Annotated in this window: 15 protein-coding genes; 10 read left to right on the forward strand and 5 right to left on the reverse strand. The window is 74.2% G+C overall.

What is annotated here, in order from left to right:
• Nucleotides 1–89: 89 nt before the first annotated feature.
• A complete protein-coding gene (locus tag QK442_RS13050) occupies nucleotides 90–1,757 on the forward strand; it encodes an FG-GAP-like repeat-containing protein (protein WP_282694068.1) in 1,668 nt (555 codons plus the stop codon).
• 8 nt (nucleotides 1,758–1,765) lie between these two features.
• Here the strand turns inward: QK442_RS13050 and QK442_RS13055 are convergent, their stop codons facing one another.
• From QK442_RS13055 to QK442_RS13070, 4 genes are read right to left on the reverse strand one after another with little or no spacing between them, the layout of a single operon-like run.
• A complete protein-coding gene (locus tag QK442_RS13055; protein WP_282694069.1) occupies nucleotides 1,766–2,653 on the reverse strand; it encodes a slipin family protein in 888 nt (295 codons plus the stop codon).
• A gap of 58 nt (nucleotides 2,654–2,711) precedes the next feature.
• Nucleotides 2,712–3,611, reverse strand: coding sequence for an aminoglycoside phosphotransferase family protein (locus QK442_RS13060; RefSeq protein ID WP_282694070.1), 900 nt, complete (start codon nucleotides 3,609–3,611; stop codon nucleotides 2,712–2,714).
• A gap of 31 nt (nucleotides 3,612–3,642) precedes the next feature.
• Nucleotides 3,643–4,062 carry a ferritin-like domain-containing protein gene (locus tag QK442_RS13065; RefSeq protein ID WP_282694071.1) on the reverse strand — a complete coding sequence of 140 codons (420 nt, stop codon included), beginning with the start codon at nucleotides 4,060–4,062 and terminating at the stop codon, nucleotides 3,643–3,645.
• On the reverse strand, nucleotides 4,059–4,604 hold the full coding sequence (locus QK442_RS13070) for a hypothetical protein (RefSeq protein ID WP_282694072.1): 546 nt from the start codon (nucleotides 4,602–4,604) through the stop codon (nucleotides 4,059–4,061). Before QK442_RS13070 ends, QK442_RS13065 begins: the two co-directional genes overlap by 4 nt.
• Nucleotides 4,605–4,785: 181 nt before the next feature.
• On the opposite strand from QK442_RS13070, the gene rimP reads away from it, so the two are divergent.
• From rimP to QK442_RS13115, 9 genes are all read left to right on the forward strand, one after another.
• Complete coding sequence (gene rimP, locus QK442_RS13075) at nucleotides 4,786–5,283, forward strand: ribosome maturation factor RimP (RefSeq protein WP_282694073.1); 498 nt, start codon at nucleotides 4,786–4,788, stop codon at nucleotides 5,281–5,283.
• Between the two features lie 2 nt (nucleotides 5,284–5,285).
• Nucleotides 5,286–6,281 carry a transcription termination factor NusA gene (gene nusA / locus QK442_RS13080; RefSeq protein WP_282694074.1) on the forward strand — a complete coding sequence of 332 codons (996 nt, stop codon included), beginning with the start codon at nucleotides 5,286–5,288 and terminating at the stop codon, nucleotides 6,279–6,281.
• Nucleotides 6,282–6,376: 95 nt separating this feature from the next.
• Nucleotides 6,377–6,667: a YlxR family protein gene (locus QK442_RS13085; protein WP_282694075.1), complete on the forward strand. Its 291-nt coding sequence runs from the start codon at nucleotides 6,377–6,379 to the stop codon at nucleotides 6,665–6,667.
• 149 nt (nucleotides 6,668–6,816) lie between these two features.
• Nucleotides 6,817–9,915: a translation initiation factor IF-2 gene (gene infB / locus QK442_RS13090; protein ID WP_282694076.1), complete on the forward strand. Its 3,099-nt coding sequence runs from the start codon at nucleotides 6,817–6,819 to the stop codon at nucleotides 9,913–9,915.
• A 139-nt stretch (nucleotides 9,916–10,054) separates the two neighbouring features.
• Nucleotides 10,055–10,348, forward strand: a complete 294-nt coding sequence (locus QK442_RS13095; RefSeq protein ID WP_031008504.1) for a DUF503 domain-containing protein — start codon at nucleotides 10,055–10,057, stop codon at nucleotides 10,346–10,348.
• Nucleotides 10,349–10,377: 29 nt separating this feature from the next.
• Nucleotides 10,378–10,818 (forward strand): 30S ribosome-binding factor RbfA, encoded by a 441-nt coding sequence (gene rbfA, locus QK442_RS13100; RefSeq protein ID WP_282694077.1) that lies wholly within the window; start codon nucleotides 10,378–10,380, stop codon nucleotides 10,816–10,818.
• The gene (truB, locus tag QK442_RS13105; RefSeq protein ID WP_282694078.1) at nucleotides 10,815–11,741 is read left to right on the forward strand and encodes a tRNA pseudouridine(55) synthase TruB; all 927 of its coding nucleotides are present in this window, start codon (nucleotides 10,815–10,817) and stop codon (nucleotides 11,739–11,741) included. The genes rbfA and truB overlap by 4 nt, the downstream gene beginning before the upstream one ends.
• A gap of 166 nt (nucleotides 11,742–11,907) precedes the next feature.
• Nucleotides 11,908–15,351 (forward strand): serine protease, encoded by a 3,444-nt coding sequence (locus tag QK442_RS13110; RefSeq protein WP_349239650.1) that lies wholly within the window; start codon nucleotides 11,908–11,910, stop codon nucleotides 15,349–15,351.
• Between the two features lie 50 nt (nucleotides 15,352–15,401).
• Nucleotides 15,402–16,361 (forward strand): bifunctional riboflavin kinase/FAD synthetase, encoded by a 960-nt coding sequence (locus QK442_RS13115; RefSeq protein WP_282694079.1) that lies wholly within the window; start codon nucleotides 15,402–15,404, stop codon nucleotides 16,359–16,361.
• 15 nt (nucleotides 16,362–16,376) lie between these two features.
• On the opposite strand, the gene QK442_RS13120 is transcribed toward QK442_RS13115, so the two are convergent.
• Nucleotides 16,377–17,645: a cytochrome P450 gene (locus QK442_RS13120; protein WP_282694080.1), complete on the reverse strand. Its 1,269-nt coding sequence runs from the start codon at nucleotides 17,643–17,645 to the stop codon at nucleotides 16,377–16,379.
• Between the last annotated feature and the right edge of the window lie 74 nt (nucleotides 17,646–17,719).

A 17,719-nucleotide genomic window follows, 5' to 3' on the forward strand; every position in this document is an offset into this window, starting at 1 on the left:
CACCGCTTCCTCCGTCCACGTGCCCTACGCTCACTCGTCTGTTTGATCTTCGAGTGAGGGTGGGGCACGTGCGTAGAGGAAGAAGACTGGTGGGCTGGGCCGCCGCGGGGGCCCTGGCGGCCGGACTGGTCGCGGGGGCACCGACCACGGAGGCCGTCTCCGCCGAGGCACCGGCGGGCACCCCGCCGGTGCGGACGATCACGTACAACGTCTGCGGCGCGGATGCCGCGGTCTGCCGGAGCGAGCTGAGCCTCGGCGCCTGGGCCAACGGCGTCGTGGGGCACATCACCGACTGGGACAGCGACGTGGTGATGCTCCAGGAGATGTGCAAGGGCCAGTACGACGAGCTGCGGAAGCTGCTGCCCGGCTACGCGGGAGTGTGGGGAAGCAACCGGACCGCCCCGGGCTGTTCCCAGTGGGGCGCGGACCAGACCTTCGGCCAGGCGCTGCTGGTCAAGGGCCCGCAGAGCCAGGTCGCCGGGATGTCGGCCGTGGTCACCGCCGACGTCACCGAGCCGCGTTCGGTGGTCTGCGCCAAGGCGCCCGTGGAAGGGCGCGTCGTCCTCGCCTGCGGCACCCATCTGAAGCAGGACGAGGAGACACAGAACGACACCCCGGCGCTGTTGGAGCGAATCGACGACTGGGCGAACGGTCTGCCGGTGATCCTCGCCGGAGACTTCAACGCCCGCCCCGACTACTCGAACATGGACCCGGTGTACGCGGGACGGCCGGGCACCCTGTCCCTCATCGGGGCCGGATGCGGCGACACCACGTGCCGGTCCGGCGCGCCCACACTCGTCAACGGCGACAAGACGGAATACGTATCGAAGTTCGACTACACCTTCTTCACCCGGCAGGACTTCCGCGACCTGCGGAGCGAGACCGTGGAGACCGGCCTCACCAAGGTGAAGGACCACCTCCTCGTCCGCTCGGCGGCGTCGTTCCGGAACCGCCCCGCGCCGGTCGACGGGGACCTCACCGGTGACGGCGTACGCGACCTGCTGGCGGCCCACGAGGACGGCACGCTGCGTCTGTACCCGGGACTCGGCAACGGCCGCTTCGCCTCCTACCGGGTCATCGGCAACGGCGGCTGGAGCGCCGCCGAAGTCAGCCACCGCGGCGACTGGACCGGCGACGGCCGCGAGGACGTCGTCGCCCGCATCGGCGACAACCTCTGGGTCTACCCCAACACCGGTGACGGCCGCCTCGGCGAGCGCATCCCGATGGGCGCACGGCCCACCGGCTGGAAGAACGCCGGCGTCCTCGCCGTGGGCGACGTCGACGGCGACGGGCAGCCCGACCTGGTGGGCCGCAGCGTCAACGGCCTCTACCTGCACCGGGGCAGTGTCGGTGTCAACCCGGCCCTGCCGAGGAACGCCGTCGTCCTGGGCGGTACGGAATGGGCGCCCGCCGCGCAGCCGGAGATCCTCGCACCCGGTGACGTGAACGGCGACGGCCGCGCCGACCTGTGGGCCCGCGCCGCCGACGGACAGTTCCGGCAGTTCCTGTCCGCCGGAGCCGCGGCGCTCCCCGCGCCCACCGCCATCGGCACCGCCGGCACGGCCGCGTACCCGTTGTCCGGCACCGTCGGGGACGCCGACGGCGACGGCCGCGCCGACCTCCTGCTCACCGTCGCGCCCGGTGGGACCGGCACCGGCGACCTGCGGTTCCTCCCGGGCAACGCGACGGGCACCGGCTTCGGCACGCCCGTGACGATCGGCGTGGGCGGCTGGGGCTCGATCCTGTCGCTGCGCTGACCCGCCGGTCAGGCCGCCTGGTCGCGCGGCGCCGGGTCCACCGAGGGGCCCGTGAAGTCCTCGATGGGGGGCATGGGCGGGGGCGGCGGCTCTGGGGCCGCTACGGGCTGCGGGGGCTGCGGGGACGCCCCCGGCTCCGGGGTCGCGCGTTCCAGGAAGCGGAGGAGCTCCACCGGGATCGGGAGGACCAGGGTGGAGTTCTTCTCCGCCGCCACCGCCATCACCGTCTGGAGCAGCCGGAGTTGGAGCGCCGACGGCGCCTCCGCCATCTGGTGCGCCGCCTCCGCGAGCTTCTTCGACGCCTGGAGCTCCGCGTCCGCGTTGATCAGGCGCGCCCGCCGCTCCCGGTCCGCCTCCGCCTGGCGGGCCATCGAGCGTTTCATGGTCTCCGGGAGGGAGACGTCCTTGATCTCGACGCGGTCGATCTGCACGCCCCAGCCGATCGCGGGGGAGTCCAGCATCAGCTCCAGGCCCTGGTTGAGCTTCTCGCGGTTGGACAGCAGGTCGTCGAGGTCGCTCTTGCCGATGATCGACCGCAGCGAGGTCTGCGCCATCTGCGAGACCGCGAACTTGTAGTCCTCGACCCGTACCAGCGCCTCCGCCGCGTCCACCACCTTGAAGTAGACGACCGCGTCGACCCGTACCGTCACGTTGTCCCGGGTGATGCCCTCCTGCGCGGGCACCGGCATCGTGACGATCTGCATGTTCACCTTGTGGAGCCGGTCGACCACGGGGACGATCATGGTGAAGCCGGGCGACCGCACCTCCCCCCGCAGCCGGCCGAAGCGGAAGACGACGCCCCGCTCGTACTGCTTGACCACCCGCGCCGCCGCGCTCAGGTAGACGGCGAGCGCCGCGGCCGCTCCCGCGGCTGCCAGGAGGATGTCCTCGATCATCACGACCCCCTGAGAAAGGGTTACAAAAAGGGTATTCCCCTTCCAGTGGGGCCCGCACTCACAGCCAGGCGGCGAACTCCAGCAGCCATTCGGCCTCCTGCCGCCGGCCCGCCGCCAGCGCCCGGGCGCCGGACTCGACGGTCCGGAAGAGCGTCCAGCCGCGCAGCCGCTCCCGGTCCACGTCGAGCGAGTCGGCGAGCTTGTGGACGCGGCGCCGGGCCGCGGGGGCGCCCGCGGAGGAGGCGACCAGGTCCTCGACCCGTTCCCGTACCAGCCGCGCGAGGTCGTAGGCCCGCTCGCCGACCAGCGGGTCGGGGCCCACGGCCAGCCAGGGCGCCCGGTCGCCGGCGAGCACCTTGCCCTGCCGGAAGTCGCCGTGCAGCAGCAGCTCCTCGGCCGGGGCGGCGAGCAGCTCCTCGCGGGCCGCGAGGGCCGCCGCGGTCAGGTCCCCGGCGACGGCGTCGGCGCGGTGGGGCTCCATCGCCTCCGCCTGCCGGGCGGTCCGGGCCGCCACCGTCTCGAAGCCGTGCCCGGCGGGCGGCTCCACCCACAGCTTCCGTACGGTCCCGGCCGCTTCGAGCAGCGCCTTGGCCTCGGGCAGCGAGCGGAGGGACACCTCCGGGTGCAGCCGTTCGAGGACGAGGGAGCCTTCCGGGGCCTGGCCGAGGAGCCGGACCGCGCCCCAGCCGTTCCAGTGCGCGAGCGCCTCCCGCTCCAGGTCCGGCCGGGTGAACGGCGGCGCGAGTTTCAGCGCGGCGGGCTCGCCGGCTTCGTCGTGGACGAGCAGCACCAGGCTGTCGCGCCCGCCGGGGGCCACGACCCGCTCGACGGTCAGACCGGCCTCCCCGGGCACCCGCTCGGCGAGGCCGGGCAGCCGCCCGAGCCAGTCGTCCGCGGCGGCGTCCCCGTGCCTCTCGCGGAGCGCTGTCGCCAGTCGCCGAGGCGGTTCGAAACCCATGCGTGAGCTGTTCCTTCGTTCGGTGCGGGGCTCAGGACGCCCGCTCGGCGAGCCCAGGAAAGGTTACGTCGCCGCCGCGCCACCGCACCGCGCGGACCGCCGCCTCCCCGAGCGCGGCCGCGGCCTCGCGGCGCAGCGGGCCGTCGGCGGCCCGCACCAGATCGGAGTAGACCCCCGCCACCCGGTCCTCCAGGAACGCCGCGAGCCGCACCGCGCCGGCCGGGTCGGCGACCCGGAAGGGCAGCTCGTACGCGGCGGCTGCGGCGGCCGGCGTGCCGCCGAGGTCCCGGACGGTGCGGCGCAGCGCGTCCCGGCGGGCCCGGTGCGCCTCGTACGCGGCGGTCGCCTCGGCCCGGCGCTCCTCGGCGACCCGGCCGCCGACGACCCCGTAGCCGTACACCGCGGCGTGCTCGGCGGCGAGAGCGGCCTGCGCGGCCTGGAGGGCGCTCATGCGCGGGCCCCTTCGGTGAGGAGGTAGGCGTGGCCGGCGCCGGCGGCGGCCACGGAGGCGAGCAGCCGGGCGTACTCGGGCGGGGCCGCGAGCAGCTCGGCGGTGTGCGCGTCGGACGCGGTCCGCGCGGCGGCGGCCAGCGCCCGCAGGGCGGCCTTCGGGTCGGCCGGGACCGCCGGCGCGGGGGCCGTGGTGGCCGTGGCCGGTGTCGCCGTACTGGGGGAGGGTGACGGGCGGTCCCCCTCGCCGAGGGCCTTCACATGGGCCGCGGCGGAGGCGCGGAGGGGGGCCACGCGGGCGTGGAGCGCGGGATGGGCGGCGAGGGCGGCGTCGTAACGTTCCAGCAGGGTCCGCGAGGCGGCCACCGCGCGGCGGCGGAGGGCCGCCTCGGCGCGGGCCACCCGTTCGGCCTCACGGGCCGCCGCCTCCTCCGCGGCGCTCGGGCGGCGCGGTTCCGGCTCGCCGGAGGTGCACCCGGTCAGGGCCGCCGCGGCGGCCGAGGCCCCCGCCAGGAGCAGGGCGCGTCTGCCCGTCGTCGTCACGCTCTCTCCCTCAGCATTCCGGACCCCTCCCGGCCGCCCGTCGAAGATCACCGCAGGCGAGCGTACCCGTGGGGGCTCCCGAGGTGGACGGCAACACCCTCCGGGACCGGATACCCTTGATCCGACACGCGATGAGAAGCGACGCACCCACAACAGCACACGCGGCCGAGGAGTCACCCGGATGAGCACCACCCAGAGCGACAGGCTGCGCGGACTCATTGAGCCGCTCGTCCGCGCGGAGAACCTGGATCTGGAGGAGATCGAGGTGTCCCGGGCCGGCCGCCGCGGGCTGCTGAGGATCGTCGTCGACTCGGACGAGGGCGTCGAACTGGACGCCTGCGCCGAGCTGAGCCGCGCGATCTCCGCGAAGCTGGACGAGACCGACGCCATGGGCGACGGCGAGTACGTCCTGGAGGTCAGCTCCCCGGGCGCCGACCGTCCGCTGACCGAGCGCCGCCACTACGTACGGGCCACCGGCCGGCTGGTGAAGCTCCAGCTCGTCGAGGGCGGCGAGCTGATCACCCGCATCCTGGCCGTGGACGAGGACGGCCTCGACACGGAGGTTCCGGGCGTGAAGGGCCGCAAGGCCACCGCCCGCCGGGTGGAGTTCGCCGAGATCGCCAAGGCGCGTGTCGAGATCGAGTTCAACCGCAAGGACAAGAAGGAAGAGGAGGCGTAGCCGTGGACATCGACGTGAAGCTCCTGAAGGGCTTGGCACAGGAGAAGGAAATCTCCTTCGAGATGCTGGTCGAGGCGATCGAGTCGGCCCTCCTCATCGCGTACCACCGCACGCCGTCCGCCCGCCGCCACGCGCGCGTGGAGCTGGACCGGCACACCGGGCACGTGACGGTGTGGGCCGAGGAGGACCCGGCCGACCTGGAGGAGGGGCAGGAGCCCAAGGAGTTCGACGACACCCCGTCGGACTTCGGCCGCATCGCGGCGAGCACCGCCCGCCAGGTCATCCAGCAGCGTCTGCGCGACGCCGAGAACGACGTCACCTTCGGCGAGTACGCCCGCCGCGAGGGCGATGTCGTCGCCGGTGTGGTGCAGCAGGGCAAGGACCCGAAGAACGTCCTGGTCAAGCTGGACGACAAGCTGGAGGCCATCCTGCCGGTGCAGGAGCAGGTGCCGGGCGAGGAGTACACGCACGGTCTGCGGCTGCGCACGTACGTGGTCCGTGTGGCCAAGGGCGTCCGCGGTCCGTCCGTCACCCTTTCGCGCACCCACCCCAATCTGGTGAAGAAGCTCTTCGCCCTGGAGGTGCCGGAGATCGCCGACGGTTCGGTGGAGATCGCGGCGATCGCCCGCGAGGCCGGTCACCGCACCAAGATCGCGGTCCGTTCCACCCGTTCGGGCCTGAACGCCAAGGGCGCCTGCATCGGCCCCATGGGCAGCCGGGTCCGGAACGTGATGGCGGAGCTGCTCGGCGAGAAGATCGACATCGTCGACTGGTCGGACGACCCGGCCGAGATGGTGGCGAACGCGCTCTCCCCGGCCCGCGTGTCCAAGGTCGAGGTCGTCGACGCCGCCGCCCGGTCCGCCCGGGTGACGGTCCCCGACTACCAGCTCTCCCTGGCCATCGGCAAGGAGGGGCAGAACGCCCGCCTCGCCGCGCGGCTCACCGGCTGGCGGATCGACATCCGCTCGGACACCGAGGCCCCGGCCGAGGAGGCCTGAGCGGCCCCGCCGCAAGCCGGAGATCGTTTTTGGCCAACAGCTGTTCGATTTTTGCCCCAAACGGGTGAGGTCGGTACGGGGAGGTAGACTTAACTGTGTCTGGCCGGACGCATGCCCGCGCGTGCCCTGAGCGAACCTGTGTGGGATGCCGGGAGCGAGCGGCCCAGAGCGATCTGCTGCGGATCGTGGTGAACAAGGACGAGTGCGTTCCCGATCATCGCGGTACGCTGCCCGGCCGGGGTGCGTACGTGCACCCCGCCTTGCACTGTCTCGACCTGGCGGTCCGCCGCCGGGCGTTCCCGAGGGCCTTCAGGGTCCCGGGGCCGCTCGACACGGCGGCACTCCGGGAACACGTCGAGCAGGCCGCCCAGGCGGCACCGCAGTGAACAGGAAGTACGGCACGGAAACACCGTGCGGTCAGGTACCTCGCGAGTCGGAAGTAGGTCGAGATTGCGATGAGCACTCGATGAGTACGCGATGAGTACGCCCATGAAGTAGCGACGGTCCGGCGGTAACCGGACCTCAAAGGAGCGAAGTGGCTAAGGTCCGGGTATACGAACTCGCCAAGGAGTTCGGTGTGGAGAGCAAGGTCGTCATGGCCAAGCTCCAGGAACTCGGTGAATTCGTCCGTTCGGCGTCCTCGACGATCGAGGCGCCGGTCGTGCGCAAGTTGACTGACGCTTTGCAGGGTTCCGGCGGTTCCGCCGGCAAGACCGCTGCCAAGCCCGGCGCGCCCCGCAAGGCGGCGCCCGCCCCCAAGCCGGCCGCACCGGCGCCTTCGGCGCCCGCTGCCGCCCGTCCCGCTGCCCCGAAGCCTGGCGCGCCCACCCCGGCGCCCAAGCCCGCGGCGGCCGAGAAGCCCGCGACGCCGGCCCCCGGCCCGCGTCCGACCCCGGGTCCGAAGCCCGCGGCTCCCGCGCCCAAGCCGGCGCCCTCCGGTGCAGGCACCGGCTCCACTGGAGCGGCTGGCGCCGCACGGCCGCCTGCGGCTCCGACCAACCCGGAGTTCACCGCGCCTCCGTCGGCCCCGGCCGCCGGTCCGCGCCCCGGTGGTGCCGCCCCCGGCCCGCGTCCGACCGGTGCCCGTCCGGGCCAGGCCGCGCCGCGCCCGGGTCAGCAGGCGCCCCGCCCCGGCCAGCAGGCCCCGCGTCCGGGCGCTCCGCGTCCGGCCGGCCCGCGTCCGGGCAACAACCCCTTCACCTCCGGCGGCTCCACCGGCATGGCGCGCCCGCAGGCGCCCCGTCCCGGTGGCGGTGCCCCGCGTCCCGGTGGCCCCGGTGGCGCTCCGGGCGCCCCGCGCCCGCAGGGCGGTCCCGGTGGTGCTCCCCGTCCCCAGGGCGGCGCCCCGCGGCCGACCCCCGGTGGCATGCCCCGTCCGCAGGCTCCCCGCCCCGGCGGCGCGCCCGGCGGTAACCGTCCGAACCCGGGCATGATGCCGCAGCGTCCCGCTGCCGGCCCGCGTCCGGGCCCCGGCGGCCGTGGCCCGGGTGGCCCCGGCGGTCGTCCCGGCGGCGGCGGTGGCGGTCGTCCCGGCTTCGCCGGTCGTCCGGCCGGTCCCGGCGGCGGTGGCGGCGGCTTCGCCGGCCGTCCCGGCGGTCCCGGTGGTGGCGGCGGCGGTCGTCCGGGTGGTCCCGGTGGCGGCGGCGGCTTCGGCGGTCGTCCCGGCGGCTTCGGCGGTCGTCCCGGCGGTCCGGGTGGCCGTGGTGGCACGCAGGGCGCCTTCGGCCGTCCCGGCGGTCCCGCGCGTCGCGGTCGCAAGTCGAAGCGGCAGAGGCGCCAGGAGTACGAGGCCATGCAGGCCCCGTCCGTGGGCGGCGTGATGCTGCCTCGCGGCAACGGCGACACCATTCGCCTGTCGCGCGGTGCGTCCCTCACCGACTTCGCGGAGAAGATCGGCGCCAACCCGGCGTCGCTCGTCGCGGTCATGATGAACCTCGGCGAGATGGTCACGGCCACGCAGTCCGTCTCCGACGAGACGCTGCAGCTCCTCGGCGACGAGATGAACTACACGGTTCAGATCGTCTCCCCCGAGGAGGAGGACCGTGAGCTGCTCGAGTCCTTCGACCTCGAGTTCGGTGAGAACGAGGGCGGCGAAGAGGCCCTGGTCGCCCGTCCGCCGGTCGTGACCGTCATGGGTCACGTCGACCACGGAAAGACCCGTCTCCTCGACGCCATCCGCAAGACCAACGTGGTCGCGGGCGAGGCCGGTGGCATCACCCAGCACATCGGTGCCTACCAGGTCGCGACCGAGGTCAACGACGAAGAGCGCAAGATCACCTTCATCGACACCCCGGGTCACGAGGCGTTCACCGCCATGCGTGCCCGTGGTGCGAAGTCGACCGACATCGCGATCCTCGTGGTGGCGGCCAACGACGGTGTGATGCCCCAGACGATCGAGGCGCTCAACCACGCCAAGGCGGCCGAGGTCCCGATCGTGGTCGCGGTCAACAAGATCGACGTCGAGGGCGCGGACCCGGTCAAGGTCCGCGGTCAGCTGACCGAGTTCGGCCTGGTCGCGGAGGAGTACGGCGGCGACACGATGTTCGTCGACATCTCCGCCAAGCAGGGCCTGAACATCGACAAGCTCCTTGAGGCCGTCGTCCTGACCGCCGACGCCGCCCTGGACCTCCGGGCCAACCCGGACCAGGACGCGCAGGGCATCGCCATCGAGTCGCACCTCGACCGCGGTCGCGGTGCCGTCTCGACGGTCCTGGTCCAGCGCGGAACGCTGCGCATCGGCGACACCATCGTCGCCGGCGACGCGTACGGCCGCGTCCGGGCCATGCTCGACGACAAGGGCAACAACGTGGAGGAGGCGACCCCGTCGACCCCCGTCCTCGTCCTGGGTCTCACCAACGTCCCGGGTGCCGGTGACAACTTCCTCGTCGTCGACGAGGACCGCACCGCCCGCCAGATCGCCGAGAAGCGTGCCGCCCGCGAGCGGAACGCGGCCTTCGCCAAGCGCGTCCGCCGCGTCTCCCTCGAGGACCTGGACAAGGTGCTCAAGGCCGGCGAGATCCAGCAGCTGAACCTGATCATCAAGGGTGACGCCTCTGGTTCCGTCGAGGCCCTTGAGTCCTCCCTGCTCCAGCTGGACGTCGGCGAGGAGGTCGACATCCGCGTCCTGCACCGCGGCGTGGGTGCCGTCACCGAGTCGGACATCGACCTGGCGATGGGCTCCGACGCCATCGTGATCGGCTTCAACGTGCGCGCCGCCGGGCGTGCGCAGCAGATGGCCGAGCGCGAGGGCGTGGACGTCCGGTACTACTCGGTCATCTACCAGGCGATCGAGGAGATCGAGGCGGCCCTCAAGGGCATGCTCAAGCCGGAGTACGAAGAGGTCGAGCTCGGCACGGCGGAGATCCGCGAGGTCTTCCGCTCCTCCAAGCTCGGCAACATCGCGGGTGTCCTCATCCGCTCCGGCGAGGTCAAGCGCAACACCAAGGCGCGCCTCATCCGCGACGGCAAGGTCGTCGCGGAGAACCTCAACATCGAGGGTCTGCGTCGCTTCAAGGACGACGTCACCGAGATCCGCGAGGGCTTCGAGGGTGGTATCAACCTCGGAAACTTCAACGACATCAAGGTCGACGACGTCATCGCGACGTACGAGATGCGCGAGAAGCCGCGCTCGTAACGCACGGTGAAGTGCCGGGGCCGGTCGGCGGGGATTATTTCCGTCGATCGGCCCCGGCCGTTCCGTGTACGGTTTCGGTGTCCCCGTCCAGCGGTTGGCGGGGCCACTGACCCCGAACCGGCGGGACATCCGGACACACATGTATGTGGGGACCCTGTCCTTCGACCTGCTCCTCGGCGACGTCCACTCGCTCAAGGAGAAACGCTCCCTCGTGAAGCCGATCGTCGCCGAGCTCCAGCGGAAGTTCTCGGTGAGCGTGGCGGAGGTGAGCGGCCAGAACCTCCACCGGCGGGCCGAGATCGGCGTCGCGATGGTGTCGGGGGACCTGGGACACCTGAACGGCGTCCTCGATCGCTGCGAGCGGCTGGTGGCCGCGCGGCCCGAGGTGGAGCTGCTCTCGGTGCGCCGGAGGCTCCACACTGATGAAGACTGAATGAGCAAGGCAAAGAAGGAGACGGACCAGTGGCCGACAACGCGCGGGCGAAGAAGCTGGCGGACCTCATCCGGGAGGTGGTCGCCGAGAAGCTGCAGCGCGGCATCAAGGACCCGCGCCTGGGCACGCACGTGACCATCACGGACACCCGCGTCACCGGCGACCTGCGGGAGGCCACGGTCTTCTACACGGTCTACGGCGACGACGAGGACCGGGCGAGCGCCGCGGCCGGCCTGGAGAGCGCCAAGGGCGTCCTCCGTTCGGCCGTCGGCCGGGCGGCCGGGACCAAGTTCACCCCGACCCTGTCCTTCGTGGCCGACGCCCTCCCGGAGAACGCCCGGACGATCGAGGACCTCCTCGACAAGGCGCGCGCCTCCGACGCGCAGGTGCGGCAGGCGTCCTCCGGCGCCACCTTCGCGGGCGAGGCCGACCCCTACAAGAAGCAGGGCGAGGACGACACCGCCGAATGAGTGACACGAACCGGACGCCCGACGGGCTTGTCGTCGTCGACAAGCCGTCGGGCTTCACCTCGCACGACGTCGTGGCCAAGATGCGGGGGATCGCGAAGACCCGCCGCGTCGGCCACGCCGGCACGCTCGACCCCATGGCCACGGGCGTCCTCGTCCTCGGCGTGGAGCGGGCCACCAAGCTCCTCGGTCACCTCGCGCTGACGGAGAAGGAGTACCTGGGCACCATCCGCCTGGGCCAGACCACGATCACCGACGACGCCGAGGGCGAGATCACGGCGTCGGTCGACGCGTCGAAGGTCACCCGCGAGCAGATCGACGCGGGGGTCGCGGAACTGACCGGGGACATCATGCAGGTCCCGTCGAAGGTCTCCGCGATCAAGATCGACGGAAAGCGGTCCTACGCGCGCGTGCGCGGCGGCGAGGAGTTCGAGATCCCGGCCCGGCCGGTCACCGTCTCCTCCTTCCGGGTGTACGACGTGCGCGAGGAGACCGCCTGGGGGTCCCCCCTGGCCGAAGGCCTTGGGGGAGGCACGCCCGTCATCGACCTGGTCGTCTCCGTGGTCTGCTCCTCCGGTACGTACATCCGGGCGCTGGCCCGGGACCTCGGCGCCGGACTCGGCGTCGGCGGCCACCTCACCGCGCTGCGGCGCACCCGGGTCGGCCCGTACAAGCTGGACAGCGCCCGGACCCTCGACCAGCTCCAGGAGGAGCTGACCGTGATGCCGGTCGCCGAGGCCGCGGCTGCGGCGTTCCCGCGCTGGGACGTCGACGCGCGGCGGGCGCGGCTGCTGCTCAACGGGGTGCGCCTGGAGATGCCGGAGTACCCCGCGGGGCCGGTCGCGGTCTTCGGGCCGGACGGGAAGCTGCTCGCCCTGGTGGAGGACCAGCGGGGCAAGGCGAAGAGCCTGGCGGTCTTCGGCTGAGCCGAGCTCCCCTGCACATCGGAAGGCGGGTGCGCGCCCTGCGCACCCGCCTTCCGGCGTTTTTCACCCCATCGGGGAAGCGCTCGGAGTGAACCGGGGGAGCGGAAGGGGGCGTGTTCGTCCGAGGGCGCCGTCGGGGGAGCGCCGCCGCCCTACCCTCCCCACCATGGGACGCGGGGACCTGGCGGAGCCGGTGGGGCTGGTACGGATCTGCGATCTGGCGGGCCGGCCGCGCGGCACCGGATTCCTCGCCGACCACGAGGGCACCCTCGTCACCAGCCACGAGGCCGTCGACGGGCTCACGCACGTCGTGCTGCGCGCCCCCGGCGAGCGGACCTGGCTCGCCGGGCCCGACGCCGTCACGCCCTTCCCCGCCCACGGTCTCGCGACGATCCGCACCGAGGGCCTCGGCGTGCACCCCCTGCCGCTCGCGACCCGCCCGGCCGTCGAACCCGGCACCTACGTCAGGATCGCCGCGCACGGCTGGCGCGAGGCCCGCGTCCTCGGGCCCGCCGCCGTCACGTACACCGCCGCCGGCGGCCACCACGCCCTCGCCGACGCCCTCGAACTCGCCATCGGCACCGAGGGCGCCGAGGCGCTGCGGCTCGGCGGCCCGGCCGCCGGCGGGCCCGTCCTCGACAGCGTCACCGGCACCGTCCTCGGCGTCCTCGGCACCGCCCTCCAGGGCGACCCGCGCGCAGCGGGACACGCCGTCCCGGTCCGCCCCGACGGCCCCCTCGGCGCCCTCCTGCGCCGCAACGCCGCCACGGTCCCCGCGTACGGCCCCGACCTCAACCTCGCCGCCCTCCTCGAACTCACCGCCCCCACGGCCCTCCCCGTCCGCGACCCGTCCCCCTGGCCCGCCCCCGTCGCCCGCCCGGCCGCCACCCGCGCCCTGATCCGCTTCGCCGCCCCGGACGACGCCGCCCCCGACCCCGACGCCGTTCCCGTGCTCGCCGTGGTCGGCGAGCCCGGCAGCGGACGCACCACCCTGCTCGGCGCGGTCTGCGAGGAGCGGGCCGGGGGAGCCGCGCCCGCGCCGACCGTCCGACTGCGGGGCGCCGACCTGCGGGACGGCGACGGCTCGGTCGCCGAGGCCCTCGGACGGGCCCTGCGGCAGGCCGCGCGGATCGCCGCCGCCTCCGGGGCCCCCGGCGACACCGTCACCCCCGAGCACGCCGCCGGTCTCGCACGGGCGGCCGGGCGGCCGCTCCTCGTCGTCCTCGACGGCCCCGAGGAGATGCCCCCGCTCCTCGCCCACCGGCTCCCCGACTGGACCCGCGCCACCGAACGCTGGCTGCGCGCCCACGGCGCCCGCCTCGTGCTCGCCTGCCGCCCCGAGTACGGGGAGCAGGCCGCCGCCCTGTGGAGCGCCGCCCCCGCCGTCCTGCCGCTCGGCGACCTCACCGACGCCGAGGCCGGAGCCGTACGCCGCGGGTACGGGCTCGGCGACGACGACCTCGCCGAGGCGGACGCCCGGCACCCGCTCGCCCTGCGGCTGCTCGCCGAGGTGCGGGCCGCGCTCCCCGGCGAGGTGCCGGGACGCCCCGACCGCGCCGAGATCTTCACCGCCCACCTGGACCTGATGTGCCTGCGGATCGCCGTCCGGATCGCCGCGGACACCCGCCCCCTGCCCGCCGGGTCCGCCGTCCGGCGGCTCGCCGCCCGCGTCACCGGCCAGGTCCACGAGGCCGCCCGGCGCTGCCTGGGCCCCGGCCACGGGCTCCTCGACCGCGCCTCCTTCGAGGAGCTGTTCCCCTGGCGGGAGGGCTGGGCCCCGGCCGTCCTCACCGAGGGCCTGCTCGTTCCGGCCGGTGACGGCTACCGCTTCGCCCACGAGGAGGTCGCCGACTGGCTCCAGGCCGCCCACCTCGACCTGGACACGGCCCTCGACACCCTCGTCCACCGCCGGGCCGGGGACGACCCGGAACGGCTCTCGGCCCGGGACGCCGCCCGCCCGCCGGATCCGGATCCGGAGCCCGCCGCCGAGGTCCCGGCACCCGCGCAGCTGCCCGTGCCCCGGCATCGCGTCGGGCCCGTCCTCCAAGCCCTGCTGCTGGCACACCGGGAGGGCGGGCCCTCGGCCCTGGCGCCCCGGCTGAGCAGGCTCGTCGACGCCCTGGCGGGGGTCGGGGACGAGGACCCCGAGGACGCCGTGTGGTGGGCGAGCGGGCTGCTGGCGCGGACGCTCGCCGGGGTCGGCGACCCGCGTCCGTACCTGTCCGTGCTGCGGCGGCTCGCCGACCGGATGGGGGAGGGCGCCGCGCGGGCGGGGGTCTTCGACGCCTTCGGTCCGGAGTGGTGGCGGAGACTGGCCCTCGGCGAGGACGAGCGCCTCGACCTCCTGCGCCGCCTGGTCACCGCCGACCCGCCCCGCCCCGGCCCGGATCCGGGTCCGGGTCCGGGTCCGGGTCCGGCGCGGTTCCTCGACATCGTCACGGAACTGCTCGTCGCCCGGCCCCGGGAGACCCAGCCGCTGCTCTGCCGGTGGTTCACGGACGGACGGGCGCTGCCCTCGCGGCCGTACGCCACCGTCGCCACCACCGCCCAGGAGCTGCTCCACGCCCACCGGCAACCCGCCGTCGACGACCTGTGCGAGGCCCTGGCCGCCACCGCGCACCCGCTCGCCGAAGGGCTGCTCGGGGCGCTCGTCGACGACGAGCCGGCGGCGCTCTGCCGGGCCGTGGACCGGTGGGCGCACGACGACGGGCGGCCCGCACGGCGGCTGGCCGCCGCCCTGTACGGCAGCCTCCTCGCCGCCCGCCGCCCGGACGGCCGGGACCGCGGGCTGCTGCGGTACGCGGCGACCGCGCTGCTCGCCCGCCCCGGCGACCACCGGCTGCACGGGGCCGCCCTCGGGATCCTCGTCCGCGACCCGCACGTGCGGGCCCTGTACCTGTCCCGAGCCCTCACCGACCCCCGGGTGCCGGCCGACGCGCTCGTCGAGGCGCTGCCCGACCATCCCGACGCCGTCCTCGGCGCCCTCCGGGAGCGGCTTGAGGAGGGCAGGGACCCGGGCGGCGTCCTGCGGGCCCTCGCCGTCGTCGACACGCCCGCCCTCACCCGCCGGATCGCCGCCCTCGTCCAGGAGTACGTGACCCGCCACCCCGAGGGGGCCGGGCACGCCGCCGCCTACGCCGACCTGCGGTTCGAGGAGGGGCCGACCGCCCGAGCCGTGCTCTTCCCGCTGGTCGTCGGGTTGATCCGGGGGCGGCCCGCCGCCGTCCGGTGCGCCCTCGCCCCCGTCCTCGCCGCCCCCGGCACCGGCGCCTCCCGCCATCTGCGGGCCGAACTCCTCGACGTACTCCTCGATCACGAGACCCACGAGGCCGGGCCGGAGGGCCACGCGATGGCGGACGCGCTGCTGACCGCCGCCGCCGAGGGGGCCGTCCGCCGGCCGGTCTGCCGGACCCGCGCCCTGCTGGCCCGTACCGCCGTCCTCCACGCCCGCGAGCCGGGCGGCGCGGCCCACCGCGACCGGCTGCTCGCCGCGCTCGCCGCCGACCACCCGGCCTTCGCCGCGCTGCTCGCCCGGACCGTGCCCGCGCCGCGCACACCCGGCACCGCCCATGCCGATGCGGACCGACGGGCACGGGCATGGCAGTCTTAGACCTGCGTAATGGGTGTACAGGGCGAACGGGCGGACGAGGAGCGGTCACAGTGCAGCGCTGGCGTGGCTTGGAGGACATTCCCCAGGACTGGGGGCGCAGCGTCGTCACCATCGGCTCCTACGACGGGGTGCACCGCGGACACCAGCTGATCATCGGGCGGGCCGTCGAGCGCGCCCGCGAACTGGGGGTCCCCGCCGTCGTGGTGACCTTCGACCCGCACCCCTCCGAGGTGGTGCGCCCCGGCAGCCACCCGCCGCTGCTCGCCCCGCACCACCGGCGCGCCGAACTGATGGCCGGTCTCGGCGTGGACGCGGTCCTGGTGCTGCCGTTCACCGCCGAGTTCTCGCAGCTGTCGCCGGCCGACTTCATCGTCAAGGTGCTCGTCGACAAGCTGCACGCCAAGGCCGTCATCGAGGGCCCCAACTTCCGCTTCGGGCACCGCGCCGCGGGCACCGTGGCCTTCCTCGCCGAGCTGGGCGCCACCTACGACTACGAGGTCGAGGTGGTCGACCTGTACGTGAGCGGCACGGCCGGCGGCGGGCAGCCGTTCTCCTCCACGCTCACCCGCCGGCTGGTCGCCGAGGGCGACGTGACCGGCGCCGCCGAGATCCTCGGACGCCCGCACCGGGTGGAGGGCATCGTCGTGCGCGGCGCGCAGCGCGGCCGCGAACTGGGCTTCCCCACGGCCAACGTGGAGACCCTGCCGCACACCGCGATCCCCGCCGACGGCGTCTACGCCGGCTGGCTGACGGCGAACGGCGAGCGGATGCCGGCGGCGATCTCCGTCGGCACCAACCCGCAGTTCGACGGCACGGAGCGGACGGTGGAGGCGTACGCGATCGACCGCGAGGGCCTCGACCTGTACGGGCTCCACGTCACCGTCGACTTCCTCGCCTACGTGCGCGGCATGCTCAAGTTCGACACCCTCGACGACCTGCTGGTGGCGATGGCCGACGACGTCGTCAAGTGCCGTGCCCTGACGGCGGAGTACGACGCCGCGGCGGAGTGACCCTCCCCGTGACCGTCACCAGGTGACGTACAGCTCCCTCGGGCCGCGGATCAGGCCCTTGGACTGGAAGGGCACGTCCTCGGGCCGGCCCGCGAGCCGCAGCTCCGGGTAGCGGGCGAGGAGCGTGGAGAGCATCACCTCGGACTCCATCCGGGTCAGCATCGCGCCCATGCAGTGGTGCGGGCCGTGGCCGAAGGAGACGTGCCCGGTGCCGGTGCGGTCGAAGTCGAGGGCGTGCGGGTCGGGGAAGACCTCCGGGTCCCGGTTGGCCGCCAGGTAGGAGGCGTACACCGCCTCGCCCGCCCGGATCGTCACCCCGCCGATCTCGACGTCCTCGGTCGCGATCCGGGGGAGCCCGACGCCGTTGCGGTGCGGGATCCAGCGCAGCAGCTCGTCCACGGCCTGCGGCAGCAGCTCGGCTTCCGCCCGCAGCCGGGCCATCAGGTCGGGGCGTGTGAGCAGCACGTACACCATGTTGGCGCTGTTGTTGCGGACCGCGTGGGCGCCGCTGATCAGGATCGCCATGGCGAGCGAGACCGCCTCGTCGGCGCTGATCCGGCCCTCCGCGAGCGACTCGGCGAGCTCCCCGGCCAGGTCCTCCCGGGGCTCTTGGCGGCGCTGGTCGAGCAGCCGGGTGACATAGCCGTGGATCTGGGCCTTCGCGGCGCGGCTGTTCTCCGGGCCGGGGCCCGAGGAGAGGATCAGGTCCGGCCAGGAGGCCAGTTCGGCCCGGTCCTCGTCGGGGATGCCGAGCAGGTCGCAGACGACCGACATCGGCAGCGGACCGTGCAGGTGCCGCATCAGGTCGGCGGGCTTCCCGGCCTCCTCCATGGCGTCGAGGAACCGGTCGCAGGCCGCCTGCGCGAGGGGCCGCAGCCGCTGGGTGCCACGGCCGGTGAAGGTCTTGGTCACCGCCTTGCGCAGCCGGGTGTGGTACGGCGGGTCGGCGTAGTTCAGGGCCGCCTTGGAGGCCACCATGTGGCCGGTCATCGTGGTGACCTGCCGGTCGAGGAGGGCCGTTCGGCTGAACCGGGGATCGGAGGTGACGGCCCGTACGTCGGCGTAACGGGTGACCAGCCACGCCTCGTTCTCGGCGGCGTACGGCAGCCGGACCCGGGAGACCGGCTCCTTGGCGAGCAGCTCGGACAGGAGCGGGTCGAAGTCGAGGGCGGGCAGGTCGTCGACGGCCCAGGTGCGGACCGGGGGCGCGGCGGACGCGGACGGCTCGGGGCCGGACGCGGAGCCGGACGCGGGGGGCCCGGACGTCAGCGGTTCGGAGGTCATGCGGTGGCTCTTCCCGGCGGCGGGCGGACGCGACACGCCGAGCGCCGCACAGCCCCTCGTACGGCCGAGCCCCA

The organism is Streptomyces sp. CC208A (assembly GCF_030010625.1).
Taxonomy (GTDB): domain Bacteria; phylum Actinomycetota; class Actinomycetes; order Streptomycetales; family Streptomycetaceae; genus Streptomyces.